This window comes from Phaeocystidibacter marisrubri, assembly GCF_008933165.1.
In the GTDB taxonomy this organism is placed as follows: domain Bacteria; phylum Bacteroidota; class Bacteroidia; order Flavobacteriales; family Schleiferiaceae; genus Phaeocystidibacter; species Phaeocystidibacter marisrubri.
Genome location: NZ_WBVQ01000001.1, coordinates 1,128,040 through 1,147,588 on the forward strand (window position 1 = coordinate 1,128,040; position 19,549 = coordinate 1,147,588).

Below are 19,549 nucleotides of genomic sequence, written 5' to 3' on the forward strand. Positions count from 1 at the left end.
GCTTCGAATGTTGTTTTGTACTTTTAGTGTTGTAACACAGAGTTAATACTTTAATGTATATATCATGAATAAATTATTGACTGGAAAAGTAGCCATTGTAACCGGTGGCGGTTCCGGAATTGGGAGAGCTGTATCTCTTGCTTATGCTGAAGAAGGCGCATCTGTAATGGTGTCTGACATCAATACAGAAGGCGGTGAAGCTACCGTAAAAGAGATTGAAGCAGCAGGTGGAAAAGCGGCATTCTTTAAGGCCGACACTGGAACAGCAGAAGGAAACGAAGCCTTGGTAAAAGCCACGGTAGACACTTTTGGAAAACTGGATATTGCTTGTAACAATGCGGGGATTGGCGGTCAAATGGCCGAGACTGGAGACTATGAGCTAGACAGTTGGAAAAAAGTGATGGATGTTAACTTAAACGGCGTTTTTTACGGTTGTAAATATCAACTCAAAGCCATGGAAGCAAACGGTGGTGGATCTATCGTAAACATGGCTTCTGTACACGGTATGGTTGCCGCTCCCATGTCGAGCGCTTACACCACCACCAAGCACGGATTGGTTGGACTAACCAAGAACATTGGCGCTGAATACGGTGCAAAGAACATTCGCTGTAACGCCGTTGGTCCAGGTTATATTCAAACACCCCTACTCGATGCAAACCTCGACGAAGAAACCAAGGATTTCTTGGCCAGCAAACACGCGATTGGTCGTCTTGGACAACCAGAAGAAGTAGCCAACCTCGTTGTTTTCTTGAGTTCAGATAAAGCCTCGTTCATGACAGGTGGGTATTACTTGGTAGATGGTGGATACACGGCTGTTTAGTTCACGCATCTATTCGAAATTAGGGCCGACAATGAAGTCGGCCTTTTTCATTGAATTTACCTAAAAAATAAGGGCGTCTTTCAACGCCCTTACTTCACAGAATCAAGTACATGACTCGGTGCGAACCAATCGCCTCACCTTAAGGCGAGACTACCACCAATCAGGTTTATGCCTTTTACACACGGCCTGAGTGATTAGCATCTATGATATCCGTGTGTTGTATGTCAAGGTTAAACCTTGAGTTTAATGTAAGAAATATCCTACATCTCCACAGGGCCATTTATCTAACGAACGTTGCCGTATATTTAACGTATGACGAACGAAGCATTGAGAGAGAACGCCAAACTCACTTTCCGATTTATCGCAGAACCAAGCGATGTTAATTTTGGCGGTAAAGTTCACGGGGGAGCCGTGATGAAGTGGATTGACCAAGCTGGATATTCACTGGCTGTAAACTGGAGTGGTCATTATTGTGTAACCGTTTATGTCGGCGGTATTCGCTTCTACAAACCCATCCGTATTGGAGACATTGTAGAAGTACATGCTCGAATTATCCACACAGGAACCACATCTATGCATATTGCCGTAGATCTCGAAGCCTTAAATCCAAAAACACAACGCAAGGTTAAAACAACACACTGTATCATCGTGTTTGTTGCAGTTGATGACGACAATCAACCTGCGAAAGTTCCAACATGGATTCCAGAAACTGAAAGTGAAACCCAGATGCAGAACTATGCGAAACGCCTTATTGAGCTTCGGAAAGATATTGAACAAGAAATGGAACCTTTCACCCACCAAAATGAGCAGTGAAACGCATCAAATAACTGAACACTTAACAGAAGATAACCGCGGTGAATATCAAATTCTAAGCGGTAATGACGTTCAGGCGTACATGAAGTTTAGTCGATTGGAAAAGATCATCATCCTTCATCACACCGAGGTAAAACCATTCTTGCGTGGTAAAGGAGCTGGTAAAGCCTTGCTCAATTATGCAGTGAAGGATGCTCGAACGAGAAACTTAAAAATTGTTCCGCTTTGCCCCTATTCCAGAAAGACGATGGAAGGCGATCCCAAGTACGCAGACATCCTACAAGATGCCTAGTTTCATCAATTCATAAGAAAAGAGCGCTTTCCCTTCCACAATTGGATGACATCTTGCATTTTGTCATTCCATGAATCAGCAAAAGCGGCAATCATATACCAGCTGGCCAGATCAACTCCAGAGGAATAGCCATTCTGGTAGATACTCTCTAACAATTGTAGAATGCGGAGGACAACCACTCTGAAATGGAACACGTCCTTATAGGTCCACGATTCCAATTCCAATAAATCCAGAAAGTCGAGAAAGGGACCGCGTAACTCTTCAGGGAGCTGGATACAGGATTCTACGCAAAATTCACATAATACAGGAGCCCGAAGCTTCAACAGGGCTTCTTCACTGCACAATGTTGGATCTTCCCAATCCACACTCGCATCCGATATCCATGAATTAATACGGCTCATTGAAACCATATACGAGATAAAATGAGGTTTGGTTTACTGAACTTGACCACGACTCCCGTATCTTGGACCACAAGCTTTAGAAGACATGAAAATTGATGTTCTACGCCTAAAACCGGGAGCGGATTTATACCACTCGCTTCAAGATTGGGCCATTGAGAATTCGATAGAAGCAGCCACCGTTCTCTCTGGAGTTGGTAGTTTGAAACAAGCTTCCCTTCGCTATGCCTCTAAGAAGTCGGTGAAAGTAAGTGAACTCCCTTCTGAGATTCTTCAGATCAGTGGTACTGTAAGTAAAGATGGACTGCACTTGCACATGACCATTGGTGATGACAAAGGGAAGGTTCGAGGTGGTCATGTTCGTCCGGGTTGTAGAATTCGAACAACTGCGGAAATTGTGATTGGCATCATTCCCAACACTGCATTTGAACGTGTGTATGATACAGAAACGGGATACAAAGAGCTAAAAGTCTCTAAATCTGTTGAATGATGCACTACATTGAAGAGCTTATCCTACAGGGAGAGCACCAAACCCAAGACTTTAAATTTCGGGTTGATGATGCGAGAAAAATCGCAAAAACCCTAGTTGCTTTTGCCAATACAGATGGAGGGAGATTGCTCATCGGTGTTAAAGACAATGGTCGAATAGCCGGAGTTCGCAGTGATGAAGAATACTATGTGATTGAAGCGGCTGCTGAACTTTACACCGAACCCAATGTATCCTTTACCGCCATTGCACACGATGTTTCTGGAAAACAAGTTCTAGAGGTGATCGTTGAGCCCAGCGACGAACGCCCGCATTTCGCCATAGATAAGGACGGTAAAAAATGGGCCTATTTCAGAAGGGCAGATCAGAATCATCCAGCAAATGGCGTGCTCTTAGAATTTTGGAGAATGCGAGATGAAACAAGTCGAACAACGGTATTGGAAAAATATGGAGATGTCCATCGCAAGCTCTACGAACTCATCTACGCCGGTGAACGCGTTTCCATTTCCAAATTGATCAAAGCCGCCAATATTACTCCAGAGAAAGCGCGTCATATTCTAGCGACTTTTCTCCATTGGGAATTAATCGACTACAACATCGATCAAAACGGAATCTATTTCACTGACTTAGAGGAAATCACGTGATAAAGCTTGTGGTATAAATCATCGGCAACAATGGGTTTGAAAATTACATCTTCAATCTTTAGATGTTGCCATTCGTTCTCTTTTTCTTTCAAATCTGTTGCAGCGGTTAACATAAAAACTGGCGCTTCTACATCCGCTTCTCTTAATTTCTCTACTGTTTCAATTCCATTCATTCCAGGCATTTGCATGTCCATAAGAATGATATCAATTTCGGAAAGATCACTTCGTGCTATCGCTTGTTCGCCCGACATAGAAACTTCTACCGTACATCCCCAATTACGAAGGAACCGGGTTGCTACATATACGTTCATCGTGTTGTCTTCTACCAATAATAGTCGTACGCCTTTCAAACCCAACTGACCATAGCTCGTGCTACTCGTGGTTTTTGTCTTGTCTTTCCGAACTACTTTCATGGTGAGATTCAAAACAAACTCGCTACCCTGATTCAGTACGGAGTGAAAGGTCAATTTTCCATCCATCAATTCAGCCAAACGTTTTGAAATAGAAAGTCCCAACCCTGTGCCTCCAATATTCTTCACCGCTGAAGAATTGGATTGCGTAAAAGGCTCAAAAAGAATCTTTTGAATATCTTGATCTAAACCAATGCCTGTGTCCACTACTCGGACGCTCAAATCGAAATTCTCCTTGTTTCTCTCTCCTTCAACGTATACATCCACCTTCCCCTTATTGGTGTACTTTATAGCGTTGGAAACCAGATTGTTGAGTATTTGTGTAATGCGTTGAGGGTCACCTTTTAGCAACATAGGTACGTCTTCGCCGATATGAACGTTAAAATCCAGTTGCTTCTCATCAGCACGTTGAGCATAAATTCCTTTAACGCCCTTTAAGATTTCCCGAATATCCACATTCAACATGTCGATTTTCAGGCTTCCTTGCTCAATCTTACTAACGTCGAGAATATCGTTAACTATGCTTAGAAGATTGTCGGCTCCAAACTTGAGAACCTCAATTTTCTCGTGCATTTCTGGCTGGTTGCGTGTTTCCTCATACAGAAGATTGGTGATACCAACCACAGCATTCATCGGCGTTCGAATTTCGTGACTCATTTGAGCGAGGAACTCGGATTTTGCTTTCGCAGCCTTCCTCGCCTCTTCACTGGTCTTTAGAATTTGAAGTTCATAATTCCGGCGATCGGTAACGTCAAATACCTGTGTAATAAAATATCGTGGATTCCCCGATTTATCGCGAACTACAGAGGCATTCATCTTTACCCAAAAGATGTCTCCGTTCTTCTTGATGTAGCGTTTTTCCCGTTCAATGGTCTCTGCCTTGCCTTCAATAATTTGATTGAACGCCACTTTGTCATCAGGAATATCATCGGGATGAACCAAATCCATAAAGTGTCTACCCACTAGCTCCTCTTCGGTATATCCCGTCAAGGAACAAAGAGCTGGATTCACCTTCAGCCAAAGTCCATCCATTCCAATCAGCGTAATACCCAGTGGAGCATTCATAAAGGCTTGGTTGAAGAGAGACATCGATTCATGTAGTTCACGCTCTCTGTCTTTCATTTCCGTGATGTCCTGAATCATGCCATAACAGAATATCACTTCATCACCCCGCAGAACGGGAAGACCGATACTCCTCACCCATTTCGTTCGTCCATGTTCATAATGAAGTCGGACATCAATATCGTACTTCTCACCTTTTTCAACTAGGGCTACAAATGCTTCTTCGGCTTTATTTCTATCATCTGGATGGTAATAATCCAAACCCGATTCAGCCTTAATTTCTGAATCTGGATCAATCTCTAAAATCTGATATAACTCACTCGACCAAAAGTACTTGCCACTTTTCGGATTGAATTCCCACGCTCCTAATTTTGCAACATGACCCGCTCTATTCAGCAGGTCTTGATTGGCCTGTAAATTCATCAAAGCCGACTGCAAGCTGGTGATATCCATCAACGTCCCATGAATGGCTGTGATCTCTTGCTTTCGGTTCAAATCTTTCACCATCGACTCACGAATCCATACCGTTCGCCCGTCTTTGTGATGAATTCGATAATTGAGCTGAACACTCTGATCGTTACTCGACAAAAACTCCTGAATGCTCGTATCTACTTGCGCTATGTCTTCTGGAACGATAAGTTCTCCCCAAGACTTTTCTAACTCTCCATCCACCAAATCATATCCACACAAGTGAACCACATTTTGACTGGTAAAACGATTGGAAATTGTATCTGCTTGAGCAGTGTAAATCACCGGAGAATCTGGAAGTCCAGTAATCAACTCCAGTCGACCTAGGGCTTCACGAAGCTGGCGTTTCTTTAGATTGAGTTCTGTGGTTTCACGGATAAGTACAGCTACTGACGAAACTTCATTCCCAGTGTATACAGGCGTCATGCGAGCTTCAAACTCTCTATTGTCGTTTGGAATGGGGGAACCATATGTCACCGTTTCTACGCTAGAACCAAAAAGTATGCGCTGACAAACATCACTCAACTGAATGGAGAGTGGTGGAGGGATAATGTCTGAGATCTTCTTACCAAGAATGTTCTTCTTAGGAGCAAATAGTCGTGATTCATCATTGGTCCACGCATTCTTAAAACGCAATTGAGAATCCACCTCTAGAATAATATCCTCCAAAGACTGAAGGAGTGCGGCCATGGCCTGACTTTGCTCGGCGAAATCTTTTTCTACAATCAACATGATAGCCGATCCGTCCGCCTGTCTCTCTCCTATTTCAATTTTATAAGACGATTTTCGACCGTAAACTTCAAGCATTCCTGTGCTTAGGAAATTCTCCACGTCTTTCCTGTCAACATTAAGTTGGTCGAATAGCGAATTGGTTTCAACAATCTTGTTGTCCGTATCAATAATGACAGCAGGTACCGGGATTTGTTGGAGCATAGATAATGGTGGTAGTTATCAGTATCAAATTACGGTATTAGATTTAAAACTTAAACGTGTATCTCCAAGTTTCTCTATCTTCGCAACGCATCCCCAATATACTTGACCAATGTTAACATCAATTGATTGTAAATCAATTATTAGCTTCAAGTTATACTTGTAGGGATATCCTGAATTCTTGAAAACAGAAATGGGAACTTCTTACATTCGAATTCAGAATGGACTTGGAGCTTTGTTGAATTTGAATATGTAGTTGTCCTTTTTCTATGCGTAGAACGATTATATCTCAACGTTCCTTGCGCAGTTTGATATTGGTGTGCGCTACTGTTTTAAGCACGTATGCACACGGACAAACTGTAATAGCATTTGCCAATCCCGCGCCGGTAAATGACACTATTCGCCTATGTGAAGGTAGTACCATCACGTATAACGGAATTGCCGTTGGCTTCAGTTCCCCTACTTTCTTCTGGAATTTCGTTGGTGGAACTCCTAATAGCCAAACGACCTCCGGTCCTCATATTATCACCTACAATACGGCGGGGTCTTACTACACCTCATTGTTGGTCACAGATGGCATAAACGTTCAGACTGATTCGGTTTATGTCATTGTTAGTAATAGCATCCCTTCTGCCACTTATACCGCTCCAATCAATAGCTTTTGTTCCAGTGATGCTCCTATCACCCTAACCGGGGGAGCTCCTTCAGGAGGAACCTACTATGGTCCAGGAGTAACCAATGGAGTTTTTGACCCTACTGCTGCAGGAGCTGGAACACACAACATTTGTTATGTCTACACGGAAAACGGCGGCTGTTCAGATACTGCCTGTGAAACCTTTTCGGTTATTCCGGGACCAGAAGCCGCTATTGCCGACCAAGACATCTTTACCCCTTTTGCCAATTGTGTGGGTGCAGGAGGCTCCTCAACCTATACTTTGTCCCTCAACAATGTTTCATCTACCACTGCCATCAACACCTCTTATTGGATTGATTGGGGAGATGGTTCAGCACCGTACTCGGGCGCTACACTTCCCAATGGAACGAGTCACACCTATACTAGCTTAGGCAACTTCCCAATAACGGTTGTGGTTACCGCCGCCAATGGTTGTGTTGATACGGTTCAATACAATTTCTTTAATGGTCAGAATCCAAACGTAGGTATTGGAATTGGTTCATCACAAGGATGTGTGCCTTTTACTTTGGACGTTCCTATTCTAAATACGGCCAACAACCCGCCGGGAACCACCTATGTGATTGAATTCGGAGATGGAACCACCATGACCTTCCAACATCCACCACCTGATACTGTATCCTACACGTATACAACTACTTCATGTGGTACTACCGACTTATTGGGTAACCCAAACTCTTACTACGTTCGTTTGCGAGCTACCAACCCTTGTGGCACCACTCAAGCCGTTGCGAGCCCCATTGAGGTTTCTCAAGCACCTATACTGAATCTTCAAGCCGAAGACAGCACCGTTTGTGTAGGTCAGAGCGTACAATTGGAAGATCTCACAGATAGCGCCTTTTATGTAACAGGCGGCAATTGTACGTTTACCTACTCACGCGATTGGATCATTACTCCTTCTACCGGATGGTCCATTAATAACTCCAATTCACCTAACCCGGTTGTGACTTTCCAAGATACGGGATCGTATCAAGTATGTCTCGCTGGTGCACACCCCTGTGGTAACGATACAGCCTGTATCACGATTTGTGTAGGCGATGCACCAGTGATTGATGTCAATACCACCGCCTCAGGAACGTGTGCTCCTGTGGATGTCACATTCAACAATAACAGCACGTTCTACTCGAGCTGTTTCCCTACCGAATCAGGTTATGTCGTCAATGGTACAGATTCCGCTTGGGCCTCTGTAAATGGAACCAGTGTAGATGACGATCAAGTTGATTTGCGATTCACAAACCCAGGAACCTACACTGTAACGTATTACGCTGTAAACGCATGTGATAGCGTGTTTTACGACACCACTATTGTAGTAGGTGGTCCACCTTCCCTCACCATGCCTGCCGATGTATTCAGTTGCGAGCTAGACACCATCAATTACGGCGCAGGAGGAAATGTCCCTCTGATTGACACGAATAATTCCTACGTGGTCGAATACCGCTGGCATGTATTTCCGCCAAGCGGATGGGCGTATGTGGATGGAACGGATTCCAATGATGTGGATCCTCACATTGCCTTTATAGATACGGGAGTATACACCGTCTGTATGGTGGTGGAAACGGAATGCGGAATCGACTCGGCATGTCAAACCCTCGACTTCTCTTCTGGGCCGAGTATTATTGCCTCTCCAGATACCATCATCTGTTACAATTCTGACATTACCCTTGGAGTAGGCGTACTCGGCGGAAGTGCACCTTATACCTTCGATTGGCGGACTGCTCCCCCATCTGGCTTCTCTTCTAATTCTGATACTGTAACCCTTACAGGACTTACAAATACCACAAGATACGTTGTCACCGTGACGGATTCTAACGGCTGTGAAAGCACGGAAGAAGTGCTGGTTACCGTCAATCCTGAACTCATTGTTGATGCTGGATCTGATATTCAGATTTGTGCAGGCGATACCTTCTTTTTGGATGGATCGTTCTCTGGAGGTACACCTCCCTACACCCTGTCTTGGTCGCCAAGCAACTTATTAGTGGATGCAAGCGTGGAAGATCCTATTGGAATTGGTATTTTAAACGACACGACCTTTTATTTCACCGTTGTTGACAGCTTGGGATGTTCTGCCATTGATAGCGTTGTCGTTTCGGTATTCCAACCCATCTTGAACGTTGACGCGGGCAACGATACCACCTATTGTAACAGCAATGTGGTAGAAACGCTTCAAGGTTATTCCCCTCCTGGAGGTACATGGACGGGAAATGGAATTGTTGGTACCGATGGATTCAACCCAAATATTGCCGGCACGGGAACGCATGAACTCATTTATTCTTTCACGGATGCGAATGGGTGTTCAGATCTTGATACGGTTCTTATCACTGTAGTTGACCCCGTCCCGCCTGTAGCTGGACCTGACACTATCGTCTGTGTTGATTCGGACCCAATTACGCTTACAGGCACCCCAATTGGAGGTACTTGGTCGATTAACGGCTTGCCTTCCCTTTTAAACGGCAATGTTTTCACCCCAAGCAGCGTAGGAACGTTTGATTTGTACTACACCACGGGATATGGAAGTTGTGAATTCACGGATACGATTACTATTGTGGTCAATCCTCGTCCAACGCTGGGAGGACCTTTCCTTCGCGAGATTTGTTCGGGCGACAGTCTCTTATTCAACTTAAACACTACTATTCCCGGCAGTAGCTCAGCTTGGAGTGCGGTGTCTACAGGTTCCGTATTCAACGTGACCCCATCGGGAACCGGTACAATAAGTGATACGCTTTTCAACAGCGGAAACACGCCAGACACGGTTATTTATAACATGTGGGCTTTGGGTCCCGCTCCAACTGATTGTCCGGGTGACACCACCACCCTTACCGTAGTTGTCCATCCATTGCCGGATATCACTCAGCCTGTAGACACGTTTGAGATCTGTTCGGGTGAAAGCTTCCAGTTTGTGCCAACCTCTAGCGTCAGCGGAACTCAATTCAATTATTCCGTCATTTCTCAAGCTTCAGGAATAAGCGGTGCACAGAGTGGTTCTGATTCTATTTCTGATGTGTTGATCAATTCAGGACTTTCAGGGTATGTACATTATCAAGTCTACGCAACGGGTCCTACTCCTACACAATGTCCAGGAGAAACACTCGATATATACGTTCTCGTTCATCCTCTTCCTGAAGCAGATGCGGGTTCAGACTTAAACTACTGCTCGAATGATTCTATTCAGATTCAAGCAGTTATTCCAACGGGAGTGAGTTGGAGCTGGGCGCCTTCCTCTGACTTAAACTCAGCCACCGATACCAACCCTTGGGTTACAGCTACACACACAGGTTCATCACCTTTGGTCCTCACTTATGTCTTGACCGTTACAGACAGCTTAACCGGTTGTGTCAATACCGATACGGTTGAGATTACAGTGAATCCACTACCACCAGTTGATGCGGGCCCTAATAGCAGTATCTGTATTGGAGATTCAGCCGTATTGGGCACATCGAATGCCCCAGGTTTCAGCTACAATTGGATCATTCCAGGAAGTGGAACCTTTGCCAATAACGGCATTGTAACTGTTTCGCCAGATAGTACTACCACTTACCGCCTCATCCAAACGAACATTTCTACCGGATGTACCGACTCTTCTGAAGTAACGGTCACGGTAATTCCATCTCCTGCTGCAGGCTTCGTAGCCACACCAGATAGCGGCTGTAGTCCGCTAATCGTCAATATCACAGACACCTCTACCGCTGGTGTAACACACGAGTGGTACATCAATGGAGTGTTGAGCAGCAACGTTCAGAACCCGTCATTCAACCTTTCAAATAGTTCCAATACTGTGGACTCCGCGTATGTCATTCAATTGATTATCACAGCGGGTACAGGTTGTACCGACACCATGGAGCAATCCGTGATTGTACACCCGAATCCAAACGCAGACTTCACCATCCCTACTCCATTCTGTGCACCTGATAGTGTGACAATTACTCAAACAGGGACCTATCCAGCTGGGACTACTTTCCAATGGGGAGCCAGTTCACCATCTGTTCAAATTGTAAACGGATCCGACAGCATCGCATCTTTTGTTTTCCCTGATATTCAAGGTAGTTTCGACTCCACCTATACCGTTTGGCTAATCGCTACATCACCCTTTGGATGTGCCGATTCAGTAGCGCAGACAGTAACGGTAAACGCGCGTCCAACTGCAGGCTTTAATCTGCCGGCCAACTCTTGTGGCCCAACGAATGCCCAGGTTGTGAACAACGCTTCAGGCAGCGGACTCAATTATGTCTATCTCGCCAATCCGAGCGCAGGCGTAAATTTCAGCGACCCGAATGATCCAGCTCCGTTGATTTCCTTCCCACAATCTACAGCGGATTCAGTCGTATACACCATATATCAGCAGTTAGTAGATAGCCGTGGATGTATGGATGTTGACAGTGCTAAAATCACCATTTACCCTACACCTACTGCAGATTTTGCCCCTAGTGTGACTGATAGCTGTGGACCTCTCACCGTTTTGTTCACCAATACTTCAACACCTAACCAAAGTGGGATGAGCATTTCAGACATGACGTTTGAATGGAACTTTGGAAATGGAATAACTTCAACCGCTCGTGACACCTCGGTAACGTACACAAACAATGGTTCGAACGATACTAGCTACTTCGTTTCACTCATCGCTACCAATGCCTTCGGGTGTAGCGATACTCTTGTGGATACCATTACAGTTCATCCCAACCCTATTGCTGATTTTACTGGAACACCAAGTACATCTTGTGCACCGTTCCTCATCGATACTTCGGTAGTAAGCCTTACCCAATATGTGAACGCAAACGACCAATACATCTGGCAAGCCGTAGATCCAAATGACGGAACTATACTTCAATCGTTCTCTGGTCCAAATGCATTGTCTTTCACATTGAACAACGATGGAGATACGGTCATTATCCGATTGATCGCGACCTCTCCTTTTGGATGTACCAACGACACGCTCGAACTGCCATTCATCACTATTGAAGATCCTAGAGCAGGATTCATCGCAACACCAGATAGCGGCTGTGCACCATTAAATTTGAGCTTGACAGATACGTCGACTGCTGGAGTTTCGCACGAGTGGTTTGTGAATGGAGTTTCGTTTAGCAACCAGCAAAACCCTTCCATCACACTTAGCAACACCTCAACCCAATTTGATTCGGTATACACCCTTCAGTTGATTATCACTGCGGGAACGGGCTGTACCGATACTGCTACGCAAAACGTGGTAGTGCATCCATTGCCAAACGCTGATTTTACTCTCCCCACTCCTTTCTGTGCACCGGATAGTGTGACCATTGTGCAAAATGGTAGTTATCCCACTGGGACTTCCTTTGCGTGGGGAGTAAGTTCTCCTTCGGTCATTGTAATCAATGGAAATGACAGTGTTGCATCCTTCGTATTTCCAGATTTTCAAGGCAACTTCGATTCAACCTATACTGTATGGCTCGTGGCAACCTCTCCTTTTGGATGCTCCGATTCCACTTCGCAAGAGGTTACGGTTTACGCACGCCCTACGGCAGATTTCTCTACATCTGCAAATGCCTGTGGGCCAGCAAACATCAGTATTGTCAATAACGCTTCGGGAACAGGCTTAACCTACTTGTATGGTGTTCTACCCAACTCTGGGGTGGTAATAGATGATGCAACGGATCCAAATCCAAGCATCTCTTTCCCTTCAAGCACAAGTGATTCTGTTGTTTACACGATTTATCAAACCGTAACCGACAGTAGAGGTTGTCAAGATATCGACAGTACAAAATTCACCCTCTATCCTACGCCTACCGCAGGTTTCACTGTAAATGCCAACGATAGTTGTGGTCCTTTTGAGGTTGATTTCATCAATATCAGCAGTCCGAATCAAACCGGAATGGACATCACTTCCATGACGTTTGAATGGAACTTCGGAAATGGAAACACCTCAACGTCACAAGATCCCACCGAGACCTTTGTGAACAGTGGAACCAATGATACCACCTATTTCATTACACTAATAGCGACGAACTCCTTCGGCTGTTCAGATACCATCAGCGATAGCATTATCGTTCACCCAGACCCCATTGCACTCTTTGCTGGAAACCCTCAAAGTGGATGTGCCCCGTTCACCATTGACACCAGCGCAGTAAGCCTTACCACTTTTGCAGATGCCAATGCACAGTACACTTGGGAAATCGTAGACCCGAATTCCAACGCAATCCTTCAAACATATGTAGGGGCAAATGCGATTAGCTACACCATTCTTGACGATGGAGATACGGTTCTTGTTCGCTTGATAGCCAGCTCGCCTTTTGGATGTGCAAATGATACGCTAGAACTTCCATTCTATACCATTGAGGATCCTGTTGCGGGCTTCTTTGCCAATGCCGATAGCTCGTGTCATCCATTTAATGCTGTACTTACTGACACATCTACCTCGGGTGTGAGTCATCAGTGGTTTGTGGATGGTACTTTGTTTAGCACAGCTCAGAATCCTTCTATCCTGCTTACCAATAGGGGTACAACCGGAGACAGCTCTTACGTAGTAACACTCATCGTTACAGCCTCCAGTGGATGTTCAGACACCGCTGAGCAAATACTTACCGTATGGCCGAATCCAGTAGCTAATTTCTCCGCAACGGAAGTGTGTGAAGGCGAAGCCACGCAATTCACAAGCCTGAGCACTGGAGATGTTCCAATTGTGTCTTGGAATTGGAGTTTTGGTGATGGAACTACTGATACAGTTGAGAATCCAATTCATCAGTATGCTGCCCCAGGACAATATCTGATCTCATTCGAAGTGATTGATGCCAGAGGTTGTAGCCACCAGGTTTCGGACACTGTGATCACTCGACCAAGACCTACTGCCGACTTTGGAGAATTGAGCACCTGTGGACAAGACACTCTGTGTATTGATCTTCCAACAACCTTCTATGACCTTTCAAGCGTGGGGAATTTAGGTGGAGCTATCACTTCGTGGCAATGGGATGTGGACAATGACGGTGTAACCGATTACACCACGGATACCGCCGTTCACACCTTTACTACCACTGGAAATATTGATGTCACCTTGATTGTAGCGACTGAATACGGTTGTACGGACACGCTGACTAAGTCGTACTACATTCAATCTCCACCGACTGCAGATTTTGTACTGGACACCAATTATGGCTGTGGGCCATTGCAGGTGAACGCTACAAACTTCAGTACCGGCACCATCTCTTCTTATCATTGGGAGGTCTATGCAGATGACGGCGCAGGAAATAGAATTGTATTGTATTCAAGCAATACAGCCTCATCCGGCACTTTGCCAACGCTCCAACCAAGCAATATTCAAGACACCACTTATTACATCGAACTCACCGTTGGAAACTGCTGTGGCTTCGACACCCTTACCCGCACTGCGACCGTTCGTTCTAACCCTTCTGCAGGATTGTTACCTGACAACACGTTAGGGTGTTCTCCTATGGGCGTTGAGTTCCAATTAGACGGTCAAGTGAATGGCAGCCCAGATTACCTCGTACTCGATTATGGCGATGGTACAGCGGACACCATTCTACGTCAGCCATTGGTTCTTCCTAACAACGACACCATTTACGTGTGGGGAGCTCAAAACCATAACTTCATCTATAACGGTAATAATTTAGATACGACCTATACCAGTACCCTTTACGCGTACAATCCGTGTGGAGTAGATTCTGCCGATGTGGATATCACGGTTAGAAGGGCAACGGTGAATGCTTTCATCAATGCATTCCCGCGCAGTGGATGTGCTCCACTTACCGTAACCTTTGCCAATGCAAGCTTCAGAAGTCAAAATTTCTCTTGGTGTTTGGATTATGACACCCTCACGGGGAACTGTAATCAACCGGCCATAGGTGATACCCTCGTTTACACCTATAACCAAGCTGGCACCTATACTGTAGCCCTATTTGCAAACGACAACTGTACCTTCGATACAACCTTCGTCACCATAGAAGTGTACGATACGCCTAATGTTCAATTCACGGCGAATGCGGTCTGTTTAGGAGACACTACCCATTTTGTGAACAACACCACCATTGGAAGTGGATTCATCAACTCTTACCAATGGGACTTTGGCGATGGAACAACCAGCTTCCTCGTTAACCCAGATCACATTTATGCCAATCCAGGCACCTATCCTGTTCAGCTCATTGTAGGAACTTCAGATGGTTGTCCAGATACACTGGTGAGAAATGTAATCGTACACCCTGGCCCTGTGGTTAACTTTGATCCGGTATCCCTCTGTATCAATGAACAACCGTTCACTTTCAACAATACCAGTGATACCACGAGTTCAAGAATTACGAATATCATGTGGGATTTGGGAGATGGAACAACATCTACCTTATTTGAGCCAACTCACAGTTACGCCAATACGGGGACTTACGATGTTACACTCGTGATGACAACATCCAATGGTTGTATCGACAGCATCACTCAGCAAGTGGTCATCAACCCATTACCTACAGCGGCATTTGATACTACCAAAATTGCCGGAGGAATCTGTGGAGCGCCACAAGTGTATTCCTTCACCGACCGTAGCGTTGGAGCTATTTCTTACTTGTGGGATTTTGACATCAACAATCCGGGTATCAACACCGACACCGTTCCTAACCCAACCTTCAGCTACAATGCACCGGGTATATATGAAGTACAGTTGATAATCAACAACGCCTTTGGTTGTACAGATACCGCTAGCACGAGCATCGTAGTTCCGCCTACCCCTACGGCCAACTTCAACTTGGATAGCACATATGGATGTACACCACTTGTTGTGAATTTCAGCAGCTTGAGTTCATTTAACTTCCCAACTGGAAGCATCAGCAATTACTATTGGAACTTTGGTGATGGAAGCTCAACCAACACTTCAGACACGAGCGTAACGCATACCTACACCAGTGCTGGCATCTATGATGTTACCCTCATTGTAGAGAACAGCTTCGGTTGTGTGGATAGCTTCACTATTTCGAGAGCAGTTACGGTTTATCCTCGTCCAGAAGCAGATTTCAACTTTCAGTTTAACAGTGATGGAACCGTGCAATTCATCAACACCTCGCAATTTACGGATGGAAACACCACTTACCATTGGGATTTTGGGGATGGACGAGTAAGTTCTGAGTCCTCTCCGCTTCATGATTTTGACGCGAATAGATACGAAAGAGATTGGGAATTTGACGTGTGTTTGCGCGTAGACAACCCATACGGATGTCCAGATAGCATATGTCAGACGATTACTCTGAATGCCTACCGACTTGAAGTTCCCAACGCCTTTGCTCCCGACTTGATTGGTGTAGGTGATGGTAATGTTTTCCTACCAAAAGGAAACAGCATTGCCCGTTACCATCTCGAAATCTTTGATGCTTATGGCAACCTGGTTTTTGAAACCACTGAACTATCTTCTGAAGAGGGCATTCCAACCGAATCGTGGAATGGTACCTTTATGAACGAAGGAGAAGACGAGTTGCCATCAGGAGCTTATGTGTGGAAAATTAGCGCTGTGTTTGTAGATGGCTACATTTGGCCTGGAAAAGAATACGAAAACGGAAGAGTGTTGAGATATGGTACGGTTACGCTTATACGCTAGACACATAGTACTCGTCGCTACCATCCTGATAGCCCCAACGGCATTCGGGCAGGATCCGGCATTCTCATTATTCAACATCAACCAACTCTATTTGAACCCAGCTTTTGCCGGGGGAACCGGAGAAATTAGTGCGGGAGCTAATGCACGTGCACAGTGGACTAGCGTTCCTTCGCGATTCCAAACGAATATGGCCTATGTAACTGGTGGCTGTCCGAATTGGAATTTAGGATTGGGGTTACGACTCTATGATGATACCGAAGGCGAAGGCTACATGCGCAACACCAATGCAGCCGCCTTGGTGGCTATTCACCTCCCAGGCCGCTTTGGAAGAGGGTTGGATGCCCTTCGAAATAAAAAATTCATCTGGAGCTTTGGGATGCAATTTGCGGTTGGACAACGTCGCTTAGATTGGGAAGACTTGGTCTTTTCTGATCAACTCGATCCTTACTTGGGAATGTATGTCAATCAATCGCAGGTCAATCCGCAAAACGAGACCAGCAATATGGTGTTCGACGTCGGAGTCGGATCGCGTTTTCGCTTTTCATTTGGCAAGAGAGGAAGTCATGTAAGTCTTGGTGTAGCAGCCTTTCACGTAAACAAGCCCGTGGAGAGTTTCTTCAATATGGAAACTCGACTCTTGCCGAGATATACGGCGTACTTCTACACCCACTTCCAAACCAGCAAGTACACCAACAAACCTCATTACTTGAGTATTGGTTGGGTGATGGATCATCAACAGGTATTGCAGACGAATACGCTCAATGTCAACTACGATGTCATGTCCAACCTGATGTTGGGTATGGCTTATCGCAAGAAGTACATCGTAGTATTTGATGATGATTTCGATTCATTCATCTTGAGCTTCATGTATACTCTCGGCCCACTAACATTAGGCTATAGCTACGACTTTACCTTGCCAAATCTAGGCATTGAAAACACGGCTGGAACACATGAAATTGGATTGATTTATCGGTTTAAGGATTCCTACTTATGTAAGGGAAGAAGAAGGCCTAGATCGATTGATTGCTACGATCTTGACATTAAAAATGCAGACAGAAGTGATTGGAGTGTTTGGCGTCCATAGAGACATGACGTATCGCATTCGGATATTGTAGACCTTTGTATCTTCATACCGATCAATATTCCAATCTATGTCCAAAGAAGATACTTCTGCCCCTCTCCTATCTGGCCCGATGAAGGGAGTACTCTTATTCCTCATCCGTTTTCTCGCTACCTATCTTATTTTAAGTGTGATCTATGGACAGTTTATCTCACACTACGACAGCCTAGAGACTCCAGAAGCAGATCCCGTAACGCACTTTGTGACCCGTCAAACGGTTGGAATTGCCGACCTCCTCGGATATGAGACGGAATTGTATGAAGATGCACATCTGTACATACAAGCGGCCGAAGAGCAAACCTACGATACCATTCACCTAAACGACAGATATGCATTGAGTATTGAAGAAGGATGTAACGCCGTGAACGTGATGATTCTTTTCCTTGCCTTTGTTATTGGATTTGGAGGGAAATGGAAAGCGATGACATGGTTCCTTCCACTGGGCCTATTGATCGTCCATATCGCCAACATTGGCAGACTGCTCCTTTTGGCCATTATCAATGTGGATTACGACGGGCGAGGTTATCACTTCTATCACAAGTACTTTTTCACAGCAATTTTATACGTTGTGATCTTTCTTTTGTGGGTTTGGTGGGTAAACAAGTACGGCATGAGCAAATCCGTTAAACGCATAGATCCAAGCGAAACTCCAGAATCATGATGCGCGCCTTTAAGAACGCCAATTGGCTCATTGTGGCCGCTGCAATAATTGGACTGGGCTCCACTTACCTCATGCAAGCATGGTTAAATCCACACTCTTGGCTGCACGGAGAAATCTTACCCTGGACCGACACATGGGAAGACATACGGTTTGGCAGTAAGTTTCAAGTGGTCCTCAACAAGGCCTTTCGTTATCTGTTGAACGATCTTTTCAGCATACTCCTCATTCACGGATTGTTTCAAAATAGAACATATACGCGATTTGCCGTTTGGGTGTTGATCTTTGGACTCTTCGTATTGGTTCCTATCTACTTGTTGTTGGTCTTCTACGCTCCCTCTGGTTACAGCAGCATGATTTCACACCTACATAGAATCATTATGAACCCCGTGTTAATGATGCTTCTGATCCCGTATTACTACATGCTAGAATCCCAAAAAAAAGAGGAGTAAAATACTCCTCTTTCATCCCCCCTCAGGGCTAACCCATCGCAGCGATGCGATAGATCATAGCTCTTAATAGATTCGGTACGACGCCCCGATTACTGCATAGAATGGATAGTCTTTCACATCGGTGATTCCCGACACCCCATCCATGTAATCATTGCCAGTGTATTGTCCACCTCCATAGGCAGAGAGTGACCATTTGGTGCTTAAGTAATATTGAAAACCTATGCCTAGCTCAAGTGCACCACCATTAGACACCATGGGGTCAGATAACTTAAGTGGCTCATCTACATTGTTTTGGAAAGAGCGAACATTTGGAACAGTGGTTTGATATTTCATGATGTGAAAGCCCACACCCCCTTGAACGAAGGCCAAGAAGGAGCCTCTACGAGCCTTCATATTGATGGGCGTATTGATGTAGTAGCGCATAATAGCCATAAGTGAATAATCCATGCCCTCAGATTGGTATCCGCTTAACCACGAACCATCTGCGTCTGGAGCATTCGACATTGATGCCATGCGGAATTCACCACCATAACGAAAATGTGGAACGCCATCAATTTCCCATATCCCACTAACAGCTGCCATGGGATTGACGACCATATCGTACTCAGAGAGCTCGCCACTGATTTGTTGAACGCCCGTAAACAAGCCAATTTCCTGAGAAAAAGAGACCATATTCACACTCAACACGAGTATGGCGGAAGTAATGATTTTACGTTTCATGACTGACGTGGATTAGATGTTAATAGCGGCA

12 protein-coding genes are annotated in these 19,549 nt (G+C 45.1%); 9 read left to right on the forward strand and 3 right to left on the reverse strand.

All coding sequences use genetic code 11. The features are described 5' to 3' along the window. Nucleotides 1-64: 64 nt before the first annotated feature. The 3 genes from F8C82_RS05090 to F8C82_RS05100 all read left to right on the forward strand — a co-directional run bounded on the left by F8C82_RS05090 (nucleotide 65) and on the right by F8C82_RS05100 (nucleotide 1,925). Nucleotides 65-820, forward strand: coding sequence for an SDR family NAD(P)-dependent oxidoreductase (locus F8C82_RS05090; RefSeq protein WP_151692469.1), 756 nt, complete (start codon nucleotides 65-67; stop codon nucleotides 818-820). 312 nt (nucleotides 821-1,132) lie between these two features. After that, the gene (locus F8C82_RS05095; RefSeq protein WP_151692470.1) at nucleotides 1,133-1,633 is read left to right on the forward strand and encodes an acyl-CoA thioesterase; all 501 of its coding nucleotides are present in this window, start codon (nucleotides 1,133-1,135) and stop codon (nucleotides 1,631-1,633) included. Next, complete coding sequence (locus tag F8C82_RS05100) at nucleotides 1,623-1,925, forward strand: GNAT family N-acetyltransferase (protein WP_170266161.1); 303 nt, start codon at nucleotides 1,623-1,625, stop codon at nucleotides 1,923-1,925. The genes F8C82_RS05095 and F8C82_RS05100 overlap by 11 nt, the downstream gene beginning before the upstream one ends. 5 nt (nucleotides 1,926-1,930) lie before the next feature. Here the strand turns inward: F8C82_RS05100 and F8C82_RS05105 are convergent, their stop codons facing one another. Further along, nucleotides 1,931-2,326, reverse strand: a complete 396-nt coding sequence (locus F8C82_RS05105) for a hypothetical protein (RefSeq protein ID WP_151692472.1) — start codon at nucleotides 2,324-2,326, stop codon at nucleotides 1,931-1,933. 85 nt (nucleotides 2,327-2,411) lie between these two features. Here F8C82_RS05105 and F8C82_RS05110 point away from each other — a divergent pair, with 85 nt between their 5' ends. Continuing rightward, a complete protein-coding gene (locus tag F8C82_RS05110) occupies nucleotides 2,412-2,813 on the forward strand; it encodes a PPC domain-containing DNA-binding protein (RefSeq protein ID WP_151692473.1) in 402 nt (133 codons plus the stop codon). Then, nucleotides 2,810-3,454 carry an AlbA family DNA-binding domain-containing protein gene (locus F8C82_RS05115; RefSeq protein ID WP_151692474.1) on the forward strand — a complete coding sequence of 215 codons (645 nt, stop codon included), beginning with the start codon at nucleotides 2,810-2,812 and terminating at the stop codon, nucleotides 3,452-3,454. The genes F8C82_RS05110 and F8C82_RS05115 overlap by 4 nt, the downstream gene beginning before the upstream one ends. Here F8C82_RS05115 and F8C82_RS05120 read toward each other — a convergent pair. Continuing rightward, nucleotides 3,424-6,327, reverse strand: a complete 2,904-nt coding sequence (locus F8C82_RS05120) for a PAS domain-containing hybrid sensor histidine kinase/response regulator (protein ID WP_151692475.1) — start codon at nucleotides 6,325-6,327, stop codon at nucleotides 3,424-3,426. The genes F8C82_RS05115 and F8C82_RS05120 overlap by 31 nt on opposite strands. Nucleotides 6,328-6,593: 266 nt before the next feature. On the opposite strand from F8C82_RS05120, the gene F8C82_RS05125 reads away from it, so the two are divergent. The 4 genes from F8C82_RS05125 (at nucleotide 6,594) to F8C82_RS05140 (ending at nucleotide 18,798) form a co-directional block, all read left to right on the forward strand. Then, nucleotides 6,594-16,568, forward strand: a complete 9,975-nt coding sequence (locus F8C82_RS05125) for a PKD domain-containing protein (protein ID WP_151692476.1) — start codon at nucleotides 6,594-6,596, stop codon at nucleotides 16,566-16,568. Further along, nucleotides 16,543-17,652: a PorP/SprF family type IX secretion system membrane protein gene (locus F8C82_RS05130; RefSeq protein WP_151692477.1), complete on the forward strand. Its 1,110-nt coding sequence runs from the start codon at nucleotides 16,543-16,545 to the stop codon at nucleotides 17,650-17,652. The genes F8C82_RS05125 and F8C82_RS05130 overlap by 26 nt, the downstream gene beginning before the upstream one ends. Before the next feature lie 67 nt (nucleotides 17,653-17,719). Further along, nucleotides 17,720-18,349: an exosortase family protein XrtF gene (gene xrtF, locus F8C82_RS05135; RefSeq protein WP_151692478.1), complete on the forward strand. Its 630-nt coding sequence runs from the start codon at nucleotides 17,720-17,722 to the stop codon at nucleotides 18,347-18,349. After that, nucleotides 18,346-18,798, forward strand: a complete 453-nt coding sequence (locus tag F8C82_RS05140; RefSeq protein WP_151692479.1) for an exosortase F system-associated membrane protein — start codon at nucleotides 18,346-18,348, stop codon at nucleotides 18,796-18,798. Before xrtF ends, F8C82_RS05140 begins: the two co-directional genes overlap by 4 nt. Nucleotides 18,799-18,861: 63 nt before the next feature. On the opposite strand, the gene F8C82_RS05145 is transcribed toward F8C82_RS05140, so the two are convergent. Next, complete coding sequence (locus F8C82_RS05145) at nucleotides 18,862-19,518, reverse strand: hypothetical protein (protein ID WP_151692480.1); 657 nt, start codon at nucleotides 19,516-19,518, stop codon at nucleotides 18,862-18,864. Nucleotides 19,519-19,549 lie beyond the last annotated feature (31 nt).

Excerpts from the sequence above, each read along its gene's own strand:
- F8C82_RS05090 (WP_151692469.1), top strand. The coding sequence starts at position 65 with ATGAATAAATTATTGACTGGAAAAGTAGCCATTGTAACCGGTGGCGGT.
- F8C82_RS05095 (WP_151692470.1), top strand. The coding sequence starts at position 1,133 with ATGACGAACGAAGCATTGAGAGAGAACGCCAAACTCACTTTCCGATTT.
- F8C82_RS05100 (WP_170266161.1), top strand. The coding sequence starts at position 1,623 with ATGAGCAGTGAAACGCATCAAATAACTGAACACTTAACAGAAGATAAC.
- F8C82_RS05105 (WP_151692472.1), bottom strand. The coding sequence starts at position 2,326 with ATGAGCCGTATTAATTCATGGATATCGGATGCGAGTGTGGATTGGGAA.
- F8C82_RS05110 (WP_151692473.1), top strand. The coding sequence starts at position 2,412 with ATGAAAATTGATGTTCTACGCCTAAAACCGGGAGCGGATTTATACCAC.
- F8C82_RS05115 (WP_151692474.1), top strand. The coding sequence starts at position 2,810 with ATGATGCACTACATTGAAGAGCTTATCCTACAGGGAGAGCACCAAACC.
- F8C82_RS05120 (WP_151692475.1), bottom strand. The coding sequence starts at position 6,327 with ATGCTCCAACAAATCCCGGTACCTGCTGTCATTATTGATACGGACAAC.
- F8C82_RS05125 (WP_151692476.1), top strand. The coding sequence starts at position 6,594 with ATGCGTAGAACGATTATATCTCAACGTTCCTTGCGCAGTTTGATATTG.
- F8C82_RS05130 (WP_151692477.1), top strand. The coding sequence starts at position 16,543 with ATGGTACGGTTACGCTTATACGCTAGACACATAGTACTCGTCGCTACC.
- xrtF (WP_151692478.1), top strand. The coding sequence starts at position 17,720 with ATGTCCAAAGAAGATACTTCTGCCCCTCTCCTATCTGGCCCGATGAAG.
- F8C82_RS05140 (WP_151692479.1), top strand. The coding sequence starts at position 18,346 with ATGATGCGCGCCTTTAAGAACGCCAATTGGCTCATTGTGGCCGCTGCA.
- F8C82_RS05145 (WP_151692480.1), bottom strand. The coding sequence starts at position 19,518 with ATGAAACGTAAAATCATTACTTCCGCCATACTCGTGTTGAGTGTGAAT.